The sequence below is a fragment of the Pseudomonas sp. GW821-FHT09C08 genome (assembly GCF_059418125.1).
Map to the genome: position 1 here is coordinate 627,071 of NZ_JBWKPG010000005.1, position 17,331 is coordinate 644,401.

Sequence of the window (17,331 nt, forward strand, 5' to 3'; positions counted from 1 at the left end):
CGAATCAGCGCTGCATGCCCCAGCGCTTTACCGTCAGACGCTCGAAGGTGTCGAACACCAGGTTTTCCACGAGCAGGCCGATCAGGATCACCACCGCGAGCCCGGCAAACACCTTGTCGGTGTAAAGCTCGTTGCGGTTCTGGAAGATGTACCAACCCAGGCCGCCCTTGCCGCTGGTAGCCCCGAACACCAACTCGGCGGCGATCAGCGTACGCCAGGCAAAGGCCCAGCCGATCTTGAGGCCGGCGAGGATCGACGGCAGCGCCGCCGGGATCAGGATGAACAGCACAAAACGCATGCCCTTGAGCCCATAGTTGCGGCCGGCCATGCGCAGGGTTTCGGACACGCCGAGAAATCCCGAATAGGTGTTGAGCGCCAGCGCCCACAGCACCGAATGCACCAGCACGAAGATCAGGCTGTTCTGCCCCAGGCCAAACCACAGCAGCGCCAGCGGCAGCAAGGCGATGGCCGGCAACGGGTTGAACATCGAGGTCAGGGTGCTGAGCAGGTCGCGGCCCAGTTGCGTCGACACCGCCAGGGTGGTCAGCGCGAACGCCAGCACGATACCAATCAGGTAGCCCTTGATCAGCACCACCAGTGAAATGCTCACCTTGCTCAGCAATTCACCGCTGAGCAAGCCGTCATACAGCGCGTGAGCGGTCTGCAGGAAACTGGGCAGCAACAGGTCGTTGTTCTGATAACGCGCGACCGCTTCCCAGAGGATCGCGAGCACGATCAGGATCAGGCCTTTGCGCAGCCAGCCCTGTTGCCACAGGCGTTGGCGCAGGGGCAGCTCGCGTTCCACGGGAACGCTGAGCAGCGGCTCGAGGGTAATTTCGTATTCCTGGCGCATGGGTTGTCCCTTCAGTAAGCGATGCGAATATCGGCGAAACCCAACTCACGTTCGGCCTCGGGCGCTTCATCGAACAACAGGCGATGAATGCGTCGCGCCGACGCCTGGAACTCCACGCCGCCGAGGCTGTGCAGGTCGTATTGATGGCTGTGGATTTCCGCACGCACCCGCCCCGGATGCGGCGACAGCAACAGGATGCGATTGCCCACCACCAGCGCTTCTTCGATGGAGTGAGTGACAAACAACAGGGTGAAGCGCACCTCCTCCCAAAGCAGCAGCAGCTCTTCCTGCATCTTGCGCCGGGTCAAGGCGTCGAGGGCGGCGAAGGGCTCGTCCATCAGCAGGATTTTCGGCTGCATCGCCAAGGCGCGGGCGATCGCCACGCGGGCTTTCATGCCGCCGGAAAGGGTGTGCGGGTAAGCGTCGGCAAAGGCGCTGAGGCCAACCTTATCGAGGTAATGCAACGCGCGCTCTTCGGCCTCAGCACGCTTGAGGGTTTTCGACGCCAGCAACGGAAACATCACGTTCTGCTTGACGGTTTTCCAGGGTGGCAGTTGGTCGAATTCCTGGAACACCACGATGCGGTCCGGGCCCGGGTGTTCGACCTTTTGCCCCAGCAAACGGATCTCGCCTTCGCAGGGTCTGATAAACCCGGCGATGGATTTGAGCAAGGTGGATTTGCCGCAGCCCGACGGGCCCAGCAACACGTAGCGATCGGCCGGATCGATTTCGAAACTGACCTGGTGCGTGGCCCGCACCACGCGCTCGGGGGTGCGGTATTCCAGGCTGACTTTATCCACCGCCAGCAGCGGGGCGGTGGTGTGCAGGTTGCTGGCCGTGTGGCCTTGCAAGGGCGCGTTCATCTCAACTTCCTTGCAGGGGCTTGGCGTCCTGGAAGAAGTAGTCCTTCCACGATTCCGGCTTGTTCTTGATGGCGCCGACGCGGTAGAGGAATTCCGCCAGCGGGTAGGTGTTTTTCGGCGTGACGCTGAACTCGAACTGCGGGTTCTCGATGATTTTCAGCAGCTCGGCGCGGTCGATCTTGGCCTTGGTCACGCGGATGTAAGTGTCGGCGGCGGCGCCTTTGTCGTTCTGGGCGAACTGCGCCGCTTCGGTCAACGCTTCCACGAATGCCTTGTAGGTCTTCGGGTTGTCGTTGCGGAATTTTTCGGTGGCGAACAGTACCGTCGGCGAGTTCGGGCCGAGCAGGTCGTAGGTGTTCAGCACCACATGCACGTTAGGGTTGGTGAGGGCCTGCTCCTGGAATGGCGGGTTGGAGAAGTGCCCGGTCAGTTCGGTACCGCCGGCGATCAGTGCCGCCGTGGCGTCCGGGTGCGGGACGGCAACGGTGTACTTGTCGAGGCGATTGAATTCCTTGTCGCCCCACTGCTTGGCGGCGGCATATTGCAGGAAGCGCGACTGCACCGAAACACCCACGGCCGGCACCGCGATGCGGTCCTTTTCAGTGAAATCGGCGATGGTCTTGACCTTCGGATTGTTGCTCACCAGGTAGTACGGGAAGTTACCCAGGGACGCCACGGCCTTGACGTTCTGCTTGCCGTGGGTGCGATCCCAGATGGTCAGCAGCGGGCCGACACCGGCCCCGGCAATGTCGATGGAACCGGAGAGCAACGCGTCGTTGACCGCCGCGCCGCCGGACAGCTGGGTCCAGTCGACCTTGATGTCGATGCCTTCCTGCTTACCGTATTTCTCGATCAGGTTCTGGTCGCGTACGACGTTGAGCAACAGGTAGACGATGCCGAACTGCTCGGCAATGCGGATCTCACCTTCGGCGTGCGCAGCCGCCGGAGCTACCAGGCTGCCGGCCAACAGGCTGACACCCAGGCCAACCGTCGCGGCCAATCGTGCAAATGGGATTTTCCTGGACATGGTCATGCTCCGAATCAGAAAGGCGCGTCGCCCTGGATGGTGGTGCGATAGAGCTTGCGGCGCAGATTGCTCGGGCAACCGGCGGCCAGGTGGATCAACGAGCGGTTATCCCAGAACACCAGGTCATGGGGCTGCCATTGATGGCGGTAGATGTTGTGTGGCAACACGCTGTGGGCGTAGAGCTGGGCGAGCAGGTCACGACTTTCGTCTTCCGGCAGGCCAACAATGCGGGTAGTGAAGCCTTCACTGACAAACAGTGCCTTGCGTCCGTTTTCCGGGTGGGTGCGCACGATGGGGTGCACGACCTCGGCCACCTGGGCGAGCTGCTCGGGGGTCAGCGTCGGGCGCCAGTTACCTTCGAATTTGGTTTCGCTGTAGCGCGCGGTATAGGAGTGCGCGGCGCTGCGGCCTTCAACGGCTTTGCGCAGGTGCTCGGGCAATTGGTCCCAGGCCTTGTGCATGTCGGCGAACAACGTGTCGCCGCCTTCGGAGGGCAGCTCCTGGGCGTGAAGCATCGAGCCCAGGCTCGGCAGCTCTTTATAAGACAGGTCCGAATGCCAGAACTTGCCCGCATCCCCCAGGCCGATGGATTGGCCATTTTCGATGATGTTGGAAACGATGAGGATCTCCGGGTGATTGGCCAGCAGGAACTGCTTGAGCACGTGGATCTGCAGCACACCGAAGCGGCGACTGAAGGCGATCTGCTGCTCGGGGGTGATGCGCTGGTCGCGGAAGACCACCACGTGATGGTCCAGGTGGGCGCGGTGAATGCGCGCGAAATCCTCGTCGCTGACCGGGCGGGACAAGTCCAGGCCGATGATCTCGGCACCAACGCTGCCGGGCAGTGGACGAATCTCGAATGTTTGGGCGGTGGTCGCTGTTGGAACAGTAGAGGTGGCGGACATGAGGTCACTCCCGGTCAGACAGGAGAGTGACTTTATAGATATAAGAACAGCAGTTTAAATACCGTTAGTGAATATCGATATGCGGGAATGTAGCGGCGCAACCGCGTCCGGCGCGCTATCGACGCAATAAACAGCGGGGTAATAGAGCGTTGAGTCCAGTGCAACACCTGCGGCGAATGCCGACTCGGCAGGCGGCTCTTGAAACCGGGTCGCGTAAGACGCCATAAAGGCTGGATGTGGGCGCCAGGAGCGCTGTGTTGAACCGCTTACAAGCCGAAACCGTGCCCGTTTGACAAGCCTATAAGCAGTCTCTAGTGTGCATTGGATCCAATTAGCCACCCCTATTCTAATAAGGAGGATAGCGTAACCGTGACGCAGAAGCCGAACCCATTGAACAGCATCAAGATCAGCGGTCCTATTCCCGCCCATCTCGCTCGCTCCGTGATTGAAGAAACCTTGCGCAATGCCATCCTGGATGGGCGATTGCCTTGCGGTACTGCCATGCGCCAACAGGAGCTGGCCAGCCTGTTCGGGGTCAGCCGCATGCCCGTGCGTGAAGCCCTGCGCCAGCTCGAAGCCCAGTCACTGCTGCATGTGGTGACACACAAGGGCGCCGTGGTCGCACCGTTGATCGAAGATAACTCGGCGGAAACCTATGCACTGCGAATGTTGCTGGAGTCTGAAGCCCTGCGCTTGTCGATCCCCTTGCTCACAGAGGCCGATATTGCCGAAGCCGACGCCTTGATCTGTGCGCTGGAGCAAGAAAAAGACTACGCCGAGATTGGCCGCCTCAACCGCCTGTTCCACATGGCACTTTATGGCAAGGCACCCAACCAGCGGTTGCTCAAGTTGGTGGAGCACGGGTTGAATGAGGAGGAGCGCTTCTTGCGTTTCAACCTGGAAGCGATGGGATTGGGCGAAACCTCCCAGGAAGACCACCGTGAGCTGCTGCAACTGGTGGCACAGAAGAAAATCGATGAAAGCATCCTGACCCTGCGCAATCACCTGATGCGTGGCATGGAAGTGATTACGACCTACCTCAATGGCCTGGACAAAGGCGACAACTAAGCCGCGCACCTCTGTTTACCCCTATCGCCCCTCAAGCGCTACGCCCCACCGTCGGACAGGGGCGTAGCACTGAAGATATCTCCTACTTGCAATAGAGTAACTTACTGACAGCACATATTATTTAGAAAAACTTCTAACACATTTGTATGCTCGCCAAACTGTTTAACCCGCTTATTATCTTTTATCACTAAACCAGCCGCCCTATTCAACAGCGCCACACCGCCTGTGGGCGGCCGTGCGCATCACGCCTGGTTTACATCCGCTTTTCTTTATTGCCGATCACAATAGCCCCTCGCTGTTCCTACAGCAGACGCAACAACTTATAGGCATCAACCATGTATCAACCGTTACTTGAACAGACCAAATTGCAGTTATGCAATCACCCGTTATTTGCAGAAATAACTTCGCGCCACAAGTTACAACTTTTTATGGAAAGTCATGTATTTGCGGTGTGGGATTTCATGACCCTGACCAAACGTCTGCAACAGGACCTGGCCGGTACTCGCCTGCCCTGGCTGCCACCTGCCGACCCACACGCTGCGCGCCTGATCAATGAAATTGTACTGGGCGAAGAATCGGACTCGCATCCCCGACAAGGCTATTGCAGCCACTTCGAACTGTACCTGGAGGCCATGGCCGAGGTCGGCGCCAGCACTTCGGCGATCGAGCATTTTATCGCGCTGCTGCGCCAGGGCCTGGAGGCCGACTCGGCGTTGCAGGCGGTCGATGTGCCTGCCGGTGTTGCCCACTTTGTCAGTGCCACGCTGCACATTGCATTGAACGCGTCGACTCATTGTGTCGCGGCGGCGTTTCTTCACGGCCGTGAACGGGTCATCCCGACGATGTTCGAGCACCTCCTGCAAGCCGATGAACTCACTCATGACCCGGCGCCTACCTTGCAGGGCTATCTCAAGCGCCATATCGAAGTGGACTCCCAGGAGCACGGGCCGGCGGCCGAGCGGTTGCTGGAGCGCCTGGTCAGTGCGGATCCGGATTACCCGCGCCAAGCCTGCGACACAGCCCTTGCGGCGGTGCAGAGCCGCCTTGCCTTCTGGGATGAGGTGCGGGCCTCGCTGCACAGGGTGCGCCCATGAACAGCACCGACTACCCCTCCATTGCCGACGACTGGGAGCGCCGCGCAACCATTCGCACCCGCCCCCGTCGCTGGCTCGAAAACGATGACAAATTGATCTATCCCCTGAGCCGCCAACCCCTGGTACTCAGCGCGACCTTTCTCGAACACTGTGTGCATTGGCGCGACTTCGTGCTGGTGCAGAGCTTCTACAAATTCATCAACGACGTGGTGATTTTCGAAACCGAGATCGTCGACAAGACCGCGCGCAGCATTGCCAAGAATCGCTTCTCGCTGCCCTTCCCGCTGGCCTGCCGCGTAGACGCGATGACGGTCGTGGTCGACGAGGATTATCACGCGCTGGTCGCGCTGGATTTCCTGCAACAAACCGTGGCCATGACCGGCATCCAACCGCTGGACCTGCCAGGCCAGATCGAATTGAGCCACGCCCTGCCGGCGGCACAAGCGCAGGTACCCGCTCACCTTCGCGATGCCGTGGAGCTGATCGGGGTGGCCATCGCCGAAAATACCGTGACCCAGGAGGTGGCGGCGTTCTCCAAGGACAGCAGCGTCAAGGCCTCTGTCCGTGGATTGATGGCCGACCACCTGTTTGACGAAGGTCGTCATGCGCAATTCTGGACGCGGCTGGTGCGTCTGTATTGGCAATCCGCGAGCGCGGCCGACCGCGACAGCATCGCTCAGGTACTGCCGACGTTCCTCGCCCATTACCTGACCAATGACTTGCAGAAAAACTTCGACCTGCACCTGATTGACCACCTCGACATCAGCCACAGCTTGCGCAATGCACTGCGCGATGAAGTCGCCGCGCTGGCGTTCCCCATCCACCGCCAGCATCCCTTGCTGGGAAATATCATGGGCTTCCTGCAGCACAGCGGCTTGCTGCAGACACCCAGTGTGGCGCTGGCGTTGAAGGACTATCTGCCGGTGCCCGGGAGGCCGATATGAGGCGCCTGGAGATCGGCTGGAGCGGCACCAGCAGCGCCCTTGGTGCTATCCGGCAAGAGCTGGAACGGTATGGGCATATCGCGGGCGACGAGGCTATCGACCTGTTGATTGAAGACGGTAGCCAGGCATTGCCGACACACGCGGACCATCACCCGATGCTAGGCCTGCGCGCCGGCATGGGGCCGTTGAACGAGCACGGCCTGCCCGCCCTGCAACTGCGGGCCTACGGGCATGAGCGGCGACTGCTGGCGGTGCTGGACATCGCCGATGAGCCCAGTGGCAACGGCCAGCGCCTGCGCCAACAAGTGACCGGTGCGCTGGTTGAATGGATCGCGCTGCACGTCAGCGGTTTCTCGCGGGACCCTGGGCACTTCTGTTCGAGTGCGGTAGCCAATGACTGGCCGGAGCACGACTTGCGAGCGCTTGAGGCGCTGGCGTTCATACACCGATTCAATCAAACCGCAGACCCTGCATTGCTGCAGGAGGCCCGGGTCCCCGTGATCGAACGGGTGCAGGCCAGCCTTCATATGTTCGCCGACAGGCCTGCGTTGAATATCGCCGGACGCCAGGTGACCTACCGCCAGTTGCAGGTCCTGACGCTGGCGATCCAGCGCCGGTTGCGCCCTCTGCTGGAAGCAGTCGAGACGCCAGCGGTGGTCGGCGTATACCTGGAGAAATCCATCGAGCTGTACGCCAGCATTCTTGCAGTGTTGGGCTGTGGGGCGGTGTACCTGCCCTTGGGCCTGGAACAGCCTCCCCACCGCCATCAGGGTATGCTCGACAGCGCGGGAGCACGGGTGTTGCTGGATGCCGGCCAACACCCCTTGCGGGGGCACTTCAGTGCTTTGGATGTGAGTAGGGTGAGCCCGCACGATGCCGACACCAACGCGGCACTGATGCACCCTCGCCACTGCCCCGATGCGCCTTGCATGGCGCTCTTCACCTCGGGCACCACCGGCCAGCCCAAGGGCGTGCTGCTCAGCCAGGGCAACCTGGCGCATTTCACGGCCTGGTTCAGGTCCTGCATGGACATGGGAGAACACAGCCGTGTGCTGCAGTTTTCGCCGTTGAGCTTCGATTCGTCGCTGATCGATATCTTTCCCGCGCTGATAGCAGGCGCCGAGCTGATCGTCCCCAGCGAAGCGCAACGACGCGATCCCCGGCAACTGCTCGACCTGCTGCGCCGGCAACACGTCACTCACGCCTTTCTACCCCCTGCCCTTCTCAACATTCTGCCGCTTGATCAACCACTGGGCCTGACGCACCTGCTGACCGGAGGCGATGTCTGCGAGCCCCATGTGATCGAGCAGTTGGCGGGACAATGCCAGTTTCACAACCTCTATGGCCCCACCGAGGCCACTGTGTTGGTCTGCCATCGCACCTTGCGCCCCGGCGACAGCAATCGCAGCCTTGGCCAGCCTATCGCCAACAGCCAGGTGCTGATCCTCGACGACCAGCTGCAACCGGTGGATGAACAGGTGATGGGCGAGGTGTATATCGTCGGCCCCGGTGTAAGCCTGGGGTATGTGAACGTGCCCCAAGGGGCCGCCAACCCTTTTGTGACGCTGGCGGTGCCTGGCGGCCAGACCCTGCCGGCCTACCGCAGCGGTGACCTGGCCAAGTGGACTGCCGACGGCATTGTGTTTGGAGGGCGGCGCGACGATCAGGTGAAGATCCGTGGTTTTCGGGTCGAGCCCCAGGACATTGAACATTGCCTGCGCAACAGTCAGCTGTATCGCCAGGTGGCGGTGGTAATCGACCGAGACGGCAGCATCCGGGCGTTCGTCGCCCAACCCCGACCGGGCGCCACAATCGCGGCCCTGCAACAGCATGCGCGGCAACAACTACCGGATTACATGCAGCCCGGTTGCTGGAGCGAGTTGCCCTGTATGCCGCCCACCAGCAACGGCAAGGTCGACCGCCAGGCTCTGCGGGCCCTGCCGATGCCAGCGCCGACGCAGCCCAGCCAACGCACTGCACGCACCCCGTTGCAGGTGCGATTGACCCACCTGTGGAGCGAACTGTTGGCAGTACCCGCCGGCGGGTTGTCTATCGATGAGGGGTTCTTCGACCTCGGCGGCCACTCCATTTTGCTGTCGACCCTGTTGCTGCGCACTCGCGAGCTATTCGGACGCAGTTTCGCCTTGAGCCATTTCATTGAAGTCCCGACGATTCGTACGCTCGCGACCTTGCTGGAAGATGGTCAACGACCCGACTCTCCGTCTGGCCAGGCGGTGAAGGATGCTCAACGGCAGCGGGTGATCCACACACTGCCCGAGGACCGCGCGGGCGACGCGCACAAAGTGATCGTGACAGGCGCCAACAGCTTCGTCGGCGTGCATATCGTCGAAGCGCTATTGGCCGGTGGCGCGACCGAGGTGGCTTGCCTGGTAAGGGAAGAACCGGGGCACACGGCGATGGCGCGCTTCCAGCATGCGTTGCGCGAATACCACCTGGAAGGTCTCGACCTGAGCCGAGTACGGGTGTTCGCGGCCGACATCAGCCTGCCGCTGTTGGGCCTGGCCAATGAGGTGTATGACGCGCTTGCCGAAGACTACGGCGTGTTGGTGCACAACGCCGCGCGCGTCAACCACGTGATGGAATACGCCACGCTGGCCAGGGACAACGTCGAGCCTATCTTCGAGTGCTTGCGCCTGTGCGAGACCCGCCGCAAGAAAGTCTTCAATTTTATCTCGACGCTGTCGGCCTGCAGCAGCATCGACGCCTCGGGGCACGTGCTCGAAGCGCCGGCATCAGACACGTTGCCGCTGTATCTGAAGAACGGCTACAACCTCTCCAAATGGGTTGCCGAACGGCAGTTGGGGCACGCGGTAAGCCAAGGTGCCTGGGTGAATATCCATCGCCCCGGAAACATCAGTTTCAACAGCCGCAACGGTGCCTGCCAGCCGCAGAAAAATCGCCTGATGCTGATGCTCAAAGGCTCGCTCCAGTTGGGCCTGCTACCGCGTCTGGAACTCAATTTCGACCTGATGCCCGTGGACTTCCTGGCCCGGTTCATTGCGTTCCACTGCGCCAGCTTTCAAGCAGGCGCAAGCGTGTTCAACCTGCACAACCCACAGCCTTTGAGTTGGGCGCACTACCTGGATGCCTTCAGCCAGGCGGGCCACAGGTTCGAACGGGTGAGCATCGCGCACTGGCAGCAGGCGCTGCGCACGGTAAACCAGGACAACGCATTGTTTGGCGTGCTCGGCTTTTACCTCGACCGCCTGGACGAAGACATCGGCGACACCTCAATGATTCGCCATGACAACGCGCGGCAAGGCGTCCGGCAGATGGGGGAGCAGTACCCGGAAAAAGACGCGGCACTGCTGAGCAAAGGCTGCAACTACCTCAAGGCCATCGGCTTTCTTTGAAACGCCTCAGGACACCCTCATGAAACCACTGCAACCCGATACATTAATCCGCAACCCGAGCGCCCCGCCGATCGTGGCCTCTGTCGTGGTCGACTGCCCTGCCGCCCGCCTGTGGAGCATGGTGGGGCAGTTTGCCGGCTTCAACGTGTTCATCCCGGCGCTCACGCATATCGAAATGATCGGCACCGGCGTGGGCGCTTTACGCCGCAAGTTTTTCCGCGACGGCCACTGTGTCGTGGAGCAACTCAACAGCCGCGACGAACATGCCATGCACATGACCTGGACCACCCTCTACAACACGCTGGGCGTGGCCAGGTTGTGGGCGGCCATCCAGGTGGAAGCCATGGGTACGGAGTGTTCCAGGGTGACCTGGACCCTCGTTGCCGAGCCCATGGATGCAGCACAGGCTGGATTCGAGCAGTTCTTGCAGGGGTTCGCCGACAGTGCGCTGGAGAATGTGCGGCGGTTGCTGGGTTGAGCGGCAGGAGCAGAATGCTCCGCGCCTGCCAGGTTGATCAGCGGTTCAAATCTTGAAGCTATCGACCAGTTGCTTCAACCGATTGGCCTGCTGCGAAAGCGCATCGCAGTCCTTCAAGGTTTCATTCAGGTTGGCCACACCCTGCTGGTTCAGCAGGTTGATCTGGTTGATGTCGACGTTGAGCGTTTCCACTACCGCGGTCTGCTCCTCGGTGGCCGCGGCGACGGATTGGTTCATGCCATCGATCTCGACGATCCGCTGCGTCACGCTGACCAGGCGCTCACCGGCCTGGTTGGCGACTTCTACGCTCTCTTCGCTGGATGCCTGGCTGGCATTCATGGTTGTCACCGCTTCACGCGAGCCCACTTGCAGCGAGGTGATCATCTTGTGGATCTCTTCGGCCGACTCCTGGGTACGGTGAGCCAGGTTGCGGACCTCATCGGCGACCACCGCAAAACCACGCCCGGCCTCGCCAGCACGTGCCGCTTCGATGGCGGCGTTGAGCGCGAGCAAGTTGGTTTGCTGGGAGATGCCTTTGATCACATCAAGGATGTGGCCAATATTGTCGGTGCTGGCATTCAGGGTTTCGATCTGCGTGCAGGACAGGCTGATCTTCTGCGACAGCGCAGACATCGCCAGGATGGTCTGCTCCACCACTTTGCGGCCATCGTCGGCCTGCTCACTGGCACCGCTGGCATGCTGGGAAGCGTCGGCGGCGTTACGTGCGATTTCCTGAGTGGCCGCCCCCAGCTCATTGATTGCGGCGGCCACGCTATTGGTGCGGGCGCTTTGTTCGTCGGAGCCGACGATCGAGGCGTTCGAAGACGCCATCACGCGCTGCGACAAGTCATGCACCTGGCGAGTGGCCGAAGACACTTCGGAAATCGAGGCGTGAATGCGCTCCACGAACTGATTGAACGCACTGCCGACTTCGCCGAACTCATCCTTGCTGGTGACAGCCAGGCGGCGGGTCAAATCGCCCTCGCCCTGGGCAATGTCCTGCATGGCCACACCCATGGTAGTCAGAGGGCGCAGCAGTACCTGGATCAGCAAGCTCAGCAGCACAGCAATGACGACCACGGCGATCAGCATGGCGATCAGTGCGGAAGTACGGAATTTACCCAGCGGTGCGTAGGCTTTGTCTTTATCGATCGACAGGCCGATGTACCAATCTGCACCCGGCAACCCGCTGATAGGGGTGAATGACAAGATCCGGTCCTGACCATTGAGGACCACATCCTGGCTGACTTTCTCGATACGGACGTGGGTGCCTGGGTAGATGTCCTTGAGGTTTTTCATCACCTGGTCCTGATCCGGACTGACGATGACCTGGCCGTCACCACTGACCAGAAACGCGTGGCCAATACCGCCGAAATCCACCGAGTTGATGATCTTCACCAAGGTCTGCAGGCTCAGGTCGCCACCGACCACACCGAGCAATTCGCCGTTCTTTTTCACCGGCATGGCGATGGTTACGATCTGCCCACCCACTGCGGCCATGTACGGCGGCGTGAGCATGGGCTTATCGGCGGCCACAGCTTGCTTGTACCAGGGGCGCTGGCGAGGGTCATAGCCGTCGGGCATCTTCGCGTCAGGACGTTGGGTAAACACACCGTTGGTTTGCCCGACATAGGTGAACTGGAAGTTGGAGGTGAAGGCCGCCTGATCGACCAATCCTGGGAGGTCGGCACCACTGCCCTGATGGGCAATGTTTTGCGTCAGGCTTTCGAGCACCAGTATTCGACCACTGAGCCAGTTCTGCACACTGCTGGCAGTGAGTTCACCGGATTGCTGGATAGACGATTCCAGGTTCTGCTTGATGGTGCTGCGTTGCAGGTAGTCGTTGTAGAGGGTGAATAACGCGAAGGCCAGAACCACGACGCCTGACGCGGCCAACAGAATTTTATGACTGAATTTGAGATTCATTTCATCGACTTCTTTTGCCAAAGGGGGGTGAGCGTGCCGAGTGGAACATTCCATGTACGGTATAGGCAGCTTCTGGGGCTGCTCTATTTCGGTGCACGCATGGCTCGTCAGGCTTTCGGCCAGGCCCAGGCAAAACTTAGGAAATTGTGAGAAGGATCCTTATTTTGCGTAGGAAACCGACAAGTGGTTGTCATACAAGGATCAGAGTTGCAAATTTTTTCAGCCTCCCAAACAATGCGACTAATTATCATTTGTAACGTTTGGCCAGGTCAGTTTGAATGCCGTCTTCTGAGTACCTCGCGTGTGAAAATGTCGTGCACACGCTTTACAGCACCCATCACCACTGGCTGAAGACCTGGCTGCGCGAGCGCCTGGGGAATGCTGCGGATGCTGCAGACCTGGCTCAAGACACCTTTGTGCGGCTGCTGCAGAAAACCGAACGGTTTGAACTCAGGGCACCTCGGGCTTTCCTGCGCACCATCGCACGCGGCTTAGTGATTGATCACTGGCGTCGCGAGGAGATCGAACGGGCCTACCTTGAGTCCATCGCCCATTTGCCGGAAGCATTGGCCCCGAGTGCCGAAGCGCGGGCATTGGTGCTGGAGTTGTTGGAAGAGGTCGCCCGGCTTCTTGAAGGACTGAAGCCAAAGGTGCGTAAGGCTTTTCTATTGGCTCAGTGCGATGGATTGACTTACAAGCAAATCGCGCAACAGATGGACGTGTCGCTGCGCTCGGTCGAGCGATACGTCGCCGAAGCGCTCTACCACTGTTACGTGCTGCGGTATGAATCATGACGCCGATGGATAACGTCGCGCGTTCCGGGCCGGATCCCCAGGTGGTCAAACAAGCTATCAGCTGGGCACTGCGCCTGCGTAACAACCGCGCCAATGTGCGCCTGCGCGCGCAATGTGAGCATTGGCGCGCCGCTCACCTCGACCACGAACTGGCCTGGCAACGGGTGCAGGCGCTGCAACAGGAATTGAGCAGCCAACTCACGGCGATTCCCGGAGCGCATAGGGCACTTGAGAGCAGTGCACAGGGGCTGGGACGACGGCAGGCGCTGAAGCTGTTGTCGGGTGTCGTGCTGCTCGGATCCGCGGCCTGGATCAGTCGCGACCTCACCGGCTGGCAGCGCTGGACCTCCGACCTCGCTACGGCCACCGGCGAACGGCGCAGCATCCAGTTGCCGGATGGCACCCGCCTGCAACTCAATACTGACAGTGCAGTGGACCTGGACTTCAACCCGCAGCAACGCCTGATCACCCTGCTGCGCGGCGAAATCCTGGTGACCTGCGGCGCGGCCGCATCCACGCCGTTGCTGGTGAAAACCCGCCACGGCTTGCTCGAAGGCATCGATGGCCGGTTCGCCGTACGCCAAGACAGCGAATGCACGCGGCTGAGTGTGGTCAGCGGCAATGTCGCCATTCATTCCCCGCACCAGGCAGATGGCCTGTCAACGCAGGTTCACGCGGGCGAAAACTACCTCGTGAGCCCGACCCAGGCCACCCTTGTCCCCCCCCTGGATATGGACATCAGCGCCTGGGCTGATGGGCTGATCGTGACGCGTGCCATGCGCCTGGCTGATTTCCTAGCGGAAGTAGGACGTTATCGTCATGGCTATCTGGGTTGCTCGGCAGATGTCGCCGACCTGCGGCTATCGGGGGTTTTCCGCCTGGAAGACACCGACAAGTTGCTGGCGATCTTGCCGCAGACCCTGCCCGTCCAGGTGCGCTATCGCACACGTTGGTGGGTAAGCCTTGAGCGGTCTGTCTGATCTGCTGACTTTTTTGGCGGCTTTTTCCCGTGAGACCGGCTTAGACAGTAAGCCTTCAATCTGCCCTCACCGGCCTCTACGGACCTTGATCATGACTGTGCGTTTTCCCCGCAACTCTTCCAACTCTTCCTACCCGTTATTGAGGAAAGCCGTACGCGCGGCAATGCTGTCGACAGCGATGGGCATCAGCGTGGTATCGACCAGCAGCATGGCCGCAGAGGCAGCTGCCGTACAGGTCAGTCAACACTATGAGATTCCCGCAGGGCCGCTGAGCGACGCGCTCAATCAGTTCGCCCGGCAGGCAGGCATCACTCTTTCCGCCACGCCTGCGCAAACTCAGGGCCGACAATCGACCGGACTGCAGGGCGAGTACTCCGCCGAACAGGGCCTGAATCATTTGCTCAACGGCTCCGGCTTGCAGGCTATTTCCGAAGACGGTGTCAGTTTCGTGCTGCAGGCGACGCCGCAAAGTACTGCGCTCACGTTACCGACCACTGATATCAAGGGATTTGCCTTGGGTAACGCACTGGGAAGCATGGAAGGCTACAACGCGACTCACAGCCAGATCGCGACCAAGACCAGCACCGCGTTGCTGGAAACCTCGCAAACGGTTTCGGTCGTCACGCGCGAGCAGATGGACGACCAGGGCTCACAGACGGTTGCGCAAGCCATGCGTTACACCCCTGGCGTGTTGACCAACCCATACGGCGCCACTCATCGATATGACTATGTGGCAATGCGCGGCTTCAACGATGGTTCTGTGGATAACATTTACCTTGATGGGCTGAAGTCCATGGGGGACAGCGGTACGTACAGCACGATGCAGGTGGATCCGTACTTTCTGGAACGCGTGGACATTCTCAAGGGCCCCTCTTCAGTGCTGTATGGACGCAGTTCGCCCGGCGGCCTGGTGGCGCTGACCAGCAAGAAGCCATTGTTCGAGCCTTATCACCAGGTGCAGGCAACCGTGGGCAGCAACGGACAGCGCGGCATGGGCTTTGACTTCAGTGGGCCTGTGGATGATGACAAGCGCATTGCCTATCGACTCACGGGGCTAACGGATAAGTCCGACACACAGTTTGATCACGCCAAGGAAAAGCGCTTCGCATTGGCGCCGACGCTGAGCATCGATTTTACCGATGACACTTCGCTGACACTGCAAGCGTATCTGCAGCACGATCCCGACGGCGGCTACCACGGCGGGATGCCGGCAGATGGGGCATTGCATCAGCGCAATGGTCAGCGGATCTCCAGCCACTTCTTTGAGGGTGAGCCGGGGGTCGATGGTTATAAGCGCGATCAGCAGTCGTTTGGCTATCAGTTTGAGCATCGCTTCAATGATGTCTTCACCGCGCGCCAGAACTTTCGTTACCTGGACTCCAAGGTGAAGTTGGATCAGGTATACGCCTACGGCTGGACCACACCGACCAGCAATGAACTGAATCGCTACTACTCGGGCGGCGATGAGAAGCTGCATGCGTTCATCATCGATAACATGCTGCAAGCCGAATTCTTTACGGGGGCCACCCAGCACACCGTGCTGATGGGCGCAGATTATCAACGACGTAAAACGGTGGTGGACTGGACGAGCGGGTCACTGCAACCGATCAATGCGTTCAACCCGGTCTATGGCAACTCGGCTATCAGCTACTACAGCCCGACCAGTTATCTGCGACGCCTGGAACAGACTGGCGTTTATTTGCAGGACCTGATCGAAATGGATAAGTGGCGTTTTTCCCTGGGAATGCGCCAGGACTGGGTAGAGACGTCCGATGAAAATCGTATCGCTGAGGCGGGGCGACCACTCGGCACTGAGATCAGTGACAAGCGAACCAAGCTCACCGGCCGCGCGGGCGCGTTGTACTTGTTTGATAGCGGCCTGGCGCCGTATGTCAGCTACTCCGAGTCCTTCAATCCGAACTCTTATTCAGACAGCGCGGGCAACCCTCTCGCGCCTACGGACGGGACGCAGTGGGAGGTGGGGCTGAAGTATCAACCGCCGGGCACTGACAACCTGTTTACAGCCTCATGGTTTCGCATCGACCAGGAGAACCTCGCGACCAAGCTGCCACAGGAGAACTTCTATCGTGCCGTAGGCGCTGTGCGCTCTCAGGGGTTGGAGTTGGAGGCTCATATGCAGCTAACCGATAACCTGAAGGTCTTGGGTAGCTACACCTTCACCGACATCGAGTATTCCAAGTCGATGGTGAGTACCTTGAGTACCGCGGACAACGTGATTGAGAACAAGGGCAACTCGCCGACACAGGCACCTCGTCATATGGCCTCGGTGTGGGCGGACTACAAATTTGATAGTGGCGCCTTGGACGGAGTGCGGCTTGGGGGCGGTGTGCGCTATGTCGGGTACAGCTGGACAGATGCGGAGAACACCATGAAGGTACCGTCCTACACCTTGTTTGATGCTTCGCTGGGTTACGACTTAGGCAAGGTCGGCTTGAAGGGTGTGGATGTGCGACTGAATGCCAATAACCTGACCAACGAGACGTATGTAGCCTCCTGTGCCAGCCTGAACTTCTGCTATCTGGGGGAAGAACGCAACGTCAGCGCAACGCTGAGTTACCAATTCTAATCCGATAGCGTTCAAACCCAGCCAGTGCCTGATAGCAGGCACTGGCTTTTTTGTGTCTGCAATATGGGTTGCCCTTTGGATTGCGTCTCTCGGATGCCCAGGCGTTCGAACCACAGAGGTTTCCATCTTCCCATAAACGACAAAACCCCTGTCTGCGCTAGCAGACAGGGGTTTCGGAATTCAATCTTGACGATGACCTACTCTCACATGGGGAAACCCCACACTACCATCGGCGATGCATCGTTTCACTGCTGAGTTCGGGATGGGATCAGGTGGTTCCAATGCTCTATGGTCGTCAAGAAATTCTGTGTATCAGCCCGTTATGAAGCAACGTGCCGATGAAATTCATGGACTTCTACATAAACAAAACCCCTGTCTGCGTTAGCAAACAGGGGTTCTGGAATTTAATCTTGACGATGACCTACTCTCACATGGGGA

At 59.8% G+C, this 17,331-nt stretch carries 13 protein-coding genes and 1 rRNA gene; 8 read left to right on the top strand and 6 right to left on the bottom strand.

Annotated features, from left to right (window positions below):
- Positions 1-4: 4 nt before the first annotated feature.
- From AC07OJ_RS20740 to AC07OJ_RS20755, 4 genes are read right to left on the bottom strand one after another with little or no spacing between them, the layout of a single operon-like run.
- Positions 5-853 (bottom strand): ABC transporter permease, encoded by an 849-nt coding sequence (locus AC07OJ_RS20740; protein ID WP_106805510.1) that lies wholly within the window; start codon positions 851-853, stop codon positions 5-7.
- Between the two features lie 11 nt (positions 854-864).
- Positions 865-1,716, bottom strand: a complete 852-nt coding sequence (locus AC07OJ_RS20745; RefSeq protein ID WP_065899501.1) for an ABC transporter ATP-binding protein — start codon at positions 1,714-1,716, stop codon at positions 865-867.
- Between the two features lies 1 nt (position 1,717).
- Positions 1,718-2,743: an ABC transporter substrate-binding protein gene (locus tag AC07OJ_RS20750; RefSeq protein ID WP_065899500.1), complete on the bottom strand. Its 1,026-nt coding sequence runs from the start codon at positions 2,741-2,743 to the stop codon at positions 1,718-1,720.
- A gap of 14 nt (positions 2,744-2,757) precedes the next feature.
- Positions 2,758-3,648, bottom strand: coding sequence for a TauD/TfdA dioxygenase family protein (locus AC07OJ_RS20755; protein WP_106805511.1), 891 nt, complete (start codon positions 3,646-3,648; stop codon positions 2,758-2,760).
- A gap of 369 nt (positions 3,649-4,017) precedes the next feature.
- Here AC07OJ_RS20755 and AC07OJ_RS20760 point away from each other — a divergent pair, with 369 nt between their 5' ends.
- From AC07OJ_RS20760 to AC07OJ_RS20780, 5 genes are all read left to right on the top strand, one after another.
- Positions 4,018-4,716: a GntR family transcriptional regulator gene (locus AC07OJ_RS20760; RefSeq protein ID WP_065899498.1), complete on the top strand. Its 699-nt coding sequence runs from the start codon at positions 4,018-4,020 to the stop codon at positions 4,714-4,716.
- A 335-nt stretch (positions 4,717-5,051) separates the two neighbouring features.
- Positions 5,052-5,810, top strand: coding sequence for a DUF3050 domain-containing protein (locus AC07OJ_RS20765; RefSeq protein ID WP_495095084.1), 759 nt, complete (start codon positions 5,052-5,054; stop codon positions 5,808-5,810).
- Positions 5,807-6,754: a diiron oxygenase gene (locus AC07OJ_RS20770; RefSeq protein WP_201143276.1), complete on the top strand. Its 948-nt coding sequence runs from the start codon at positions 5,807-5,809 to the stop codon at positions 6,752-6,754. The genes AC07OJ_RS20765 and AC07OJ_RS20770 overlap by 4 nt, the downstream gene beginning before the upstream one ends.
- On the top strand, positions 6,751-10,128 hold the full coding sequence (locus tag AC07OJ_RS20775) for an amino acid adenylation domain-containing protein (protein WP_495095085.1): 3,378 nt from the start codon (positions 6,751-6,753) through the stop codon (positions 10,126-10,128). The genes AC07OJ_RS20770 and AC07OJ_RS20775 overlap by 4 nt, the downstream gene beginning before the upstream one ends.
- 19 nt (positions 10,129-10,147) lie before the next feature.
- Positions 10,148-10,606, top strand: coding sequence for an SRPBCC family protein (locus AC07OJ_RS20780; protein WP_282397474.1), 459 nt, complete (start codon positions 10,148-10,150; stop codon positions 10,604-10,606).
- A 45-nt stretch (positions 10,607-10,651) separates the two neighbouring features.
- Here AC07OJ_RS20780 and AC07OJ_RS20785 read toward each other — a convergent pair whose 3' ends face one another.
- Complete coding sequence (locus tag AC07OJ_RS20785; protein WP_106805516.1) at positions 10,652-12,532, bottom strand: methyl-accepting chemotaxis protein; 1,881 nt, start codon at positions 12,530-12,532, stop codon at positions 10,652-10,654.
- A 278-nt stretch (positions 12,533-12,810) separates the two neighbouring features.
- Here AC07OJ_RS20785 and AC07OJ_RS20790 point away from each other — a divergent pair, with 278 nt between their 5' ends.
- From AC07OJ_RS20790 to AC07OJ_RS20800, 3 genes are all read left to right on the top strand, one after another.
- Complete coding sequence (locus AC07OJ_RS20790) at positions 12,811-13,326, top strand: sigma-70 family RNA polymerase sigma factor (protein ID WP_495095086.1); 516 nt, start codon at positions 12,811-12,813, stop codon at positions 13,324-13,326.
- Positions 13,323-14,306, top strand: coding sequence for a FecR domain-containing protein (locus AC07OJ_RS20795; protein ID WP_495095087.1), 984 nt, complete (start codon positions 13,323-13,325; stop codon positions 14,304-14,306). Before AC07OJ_RS20790 ends, AC07OJ_RS20795 begins: the two co-directional genes overlap by 4 nt.
- A 91-nt stretch (positions 14,307-14,397) precedes the next feature.
- Positions 14,398-16,893 carry a TonB-dependent siderophore receptor gene (locus AC07OJ_RS20800; protein WP_495095088.1) on the top strand — a complete coding sequence of 832 codons (2,496 nt, stop codon included), beginning with the start codon at positions 14,398-14,400 and terminating at the stop codon, positions 16,891-16,893.
- 184 nt (positions 16,894-17,077) lie between these two features.
- On the opposite strand, the gene rrf is transcribed toward AC07OJ_RS20800, so the two are convergent.
- A 5S ribosomal RNA gene (gene rrf, locus AC07OJ_RS20805) occupies positions 17,078-17,193 on the bottom strand.
- Between the last annotated feature and the right edge of the window lie 138 nt (positions 17,194-17,331).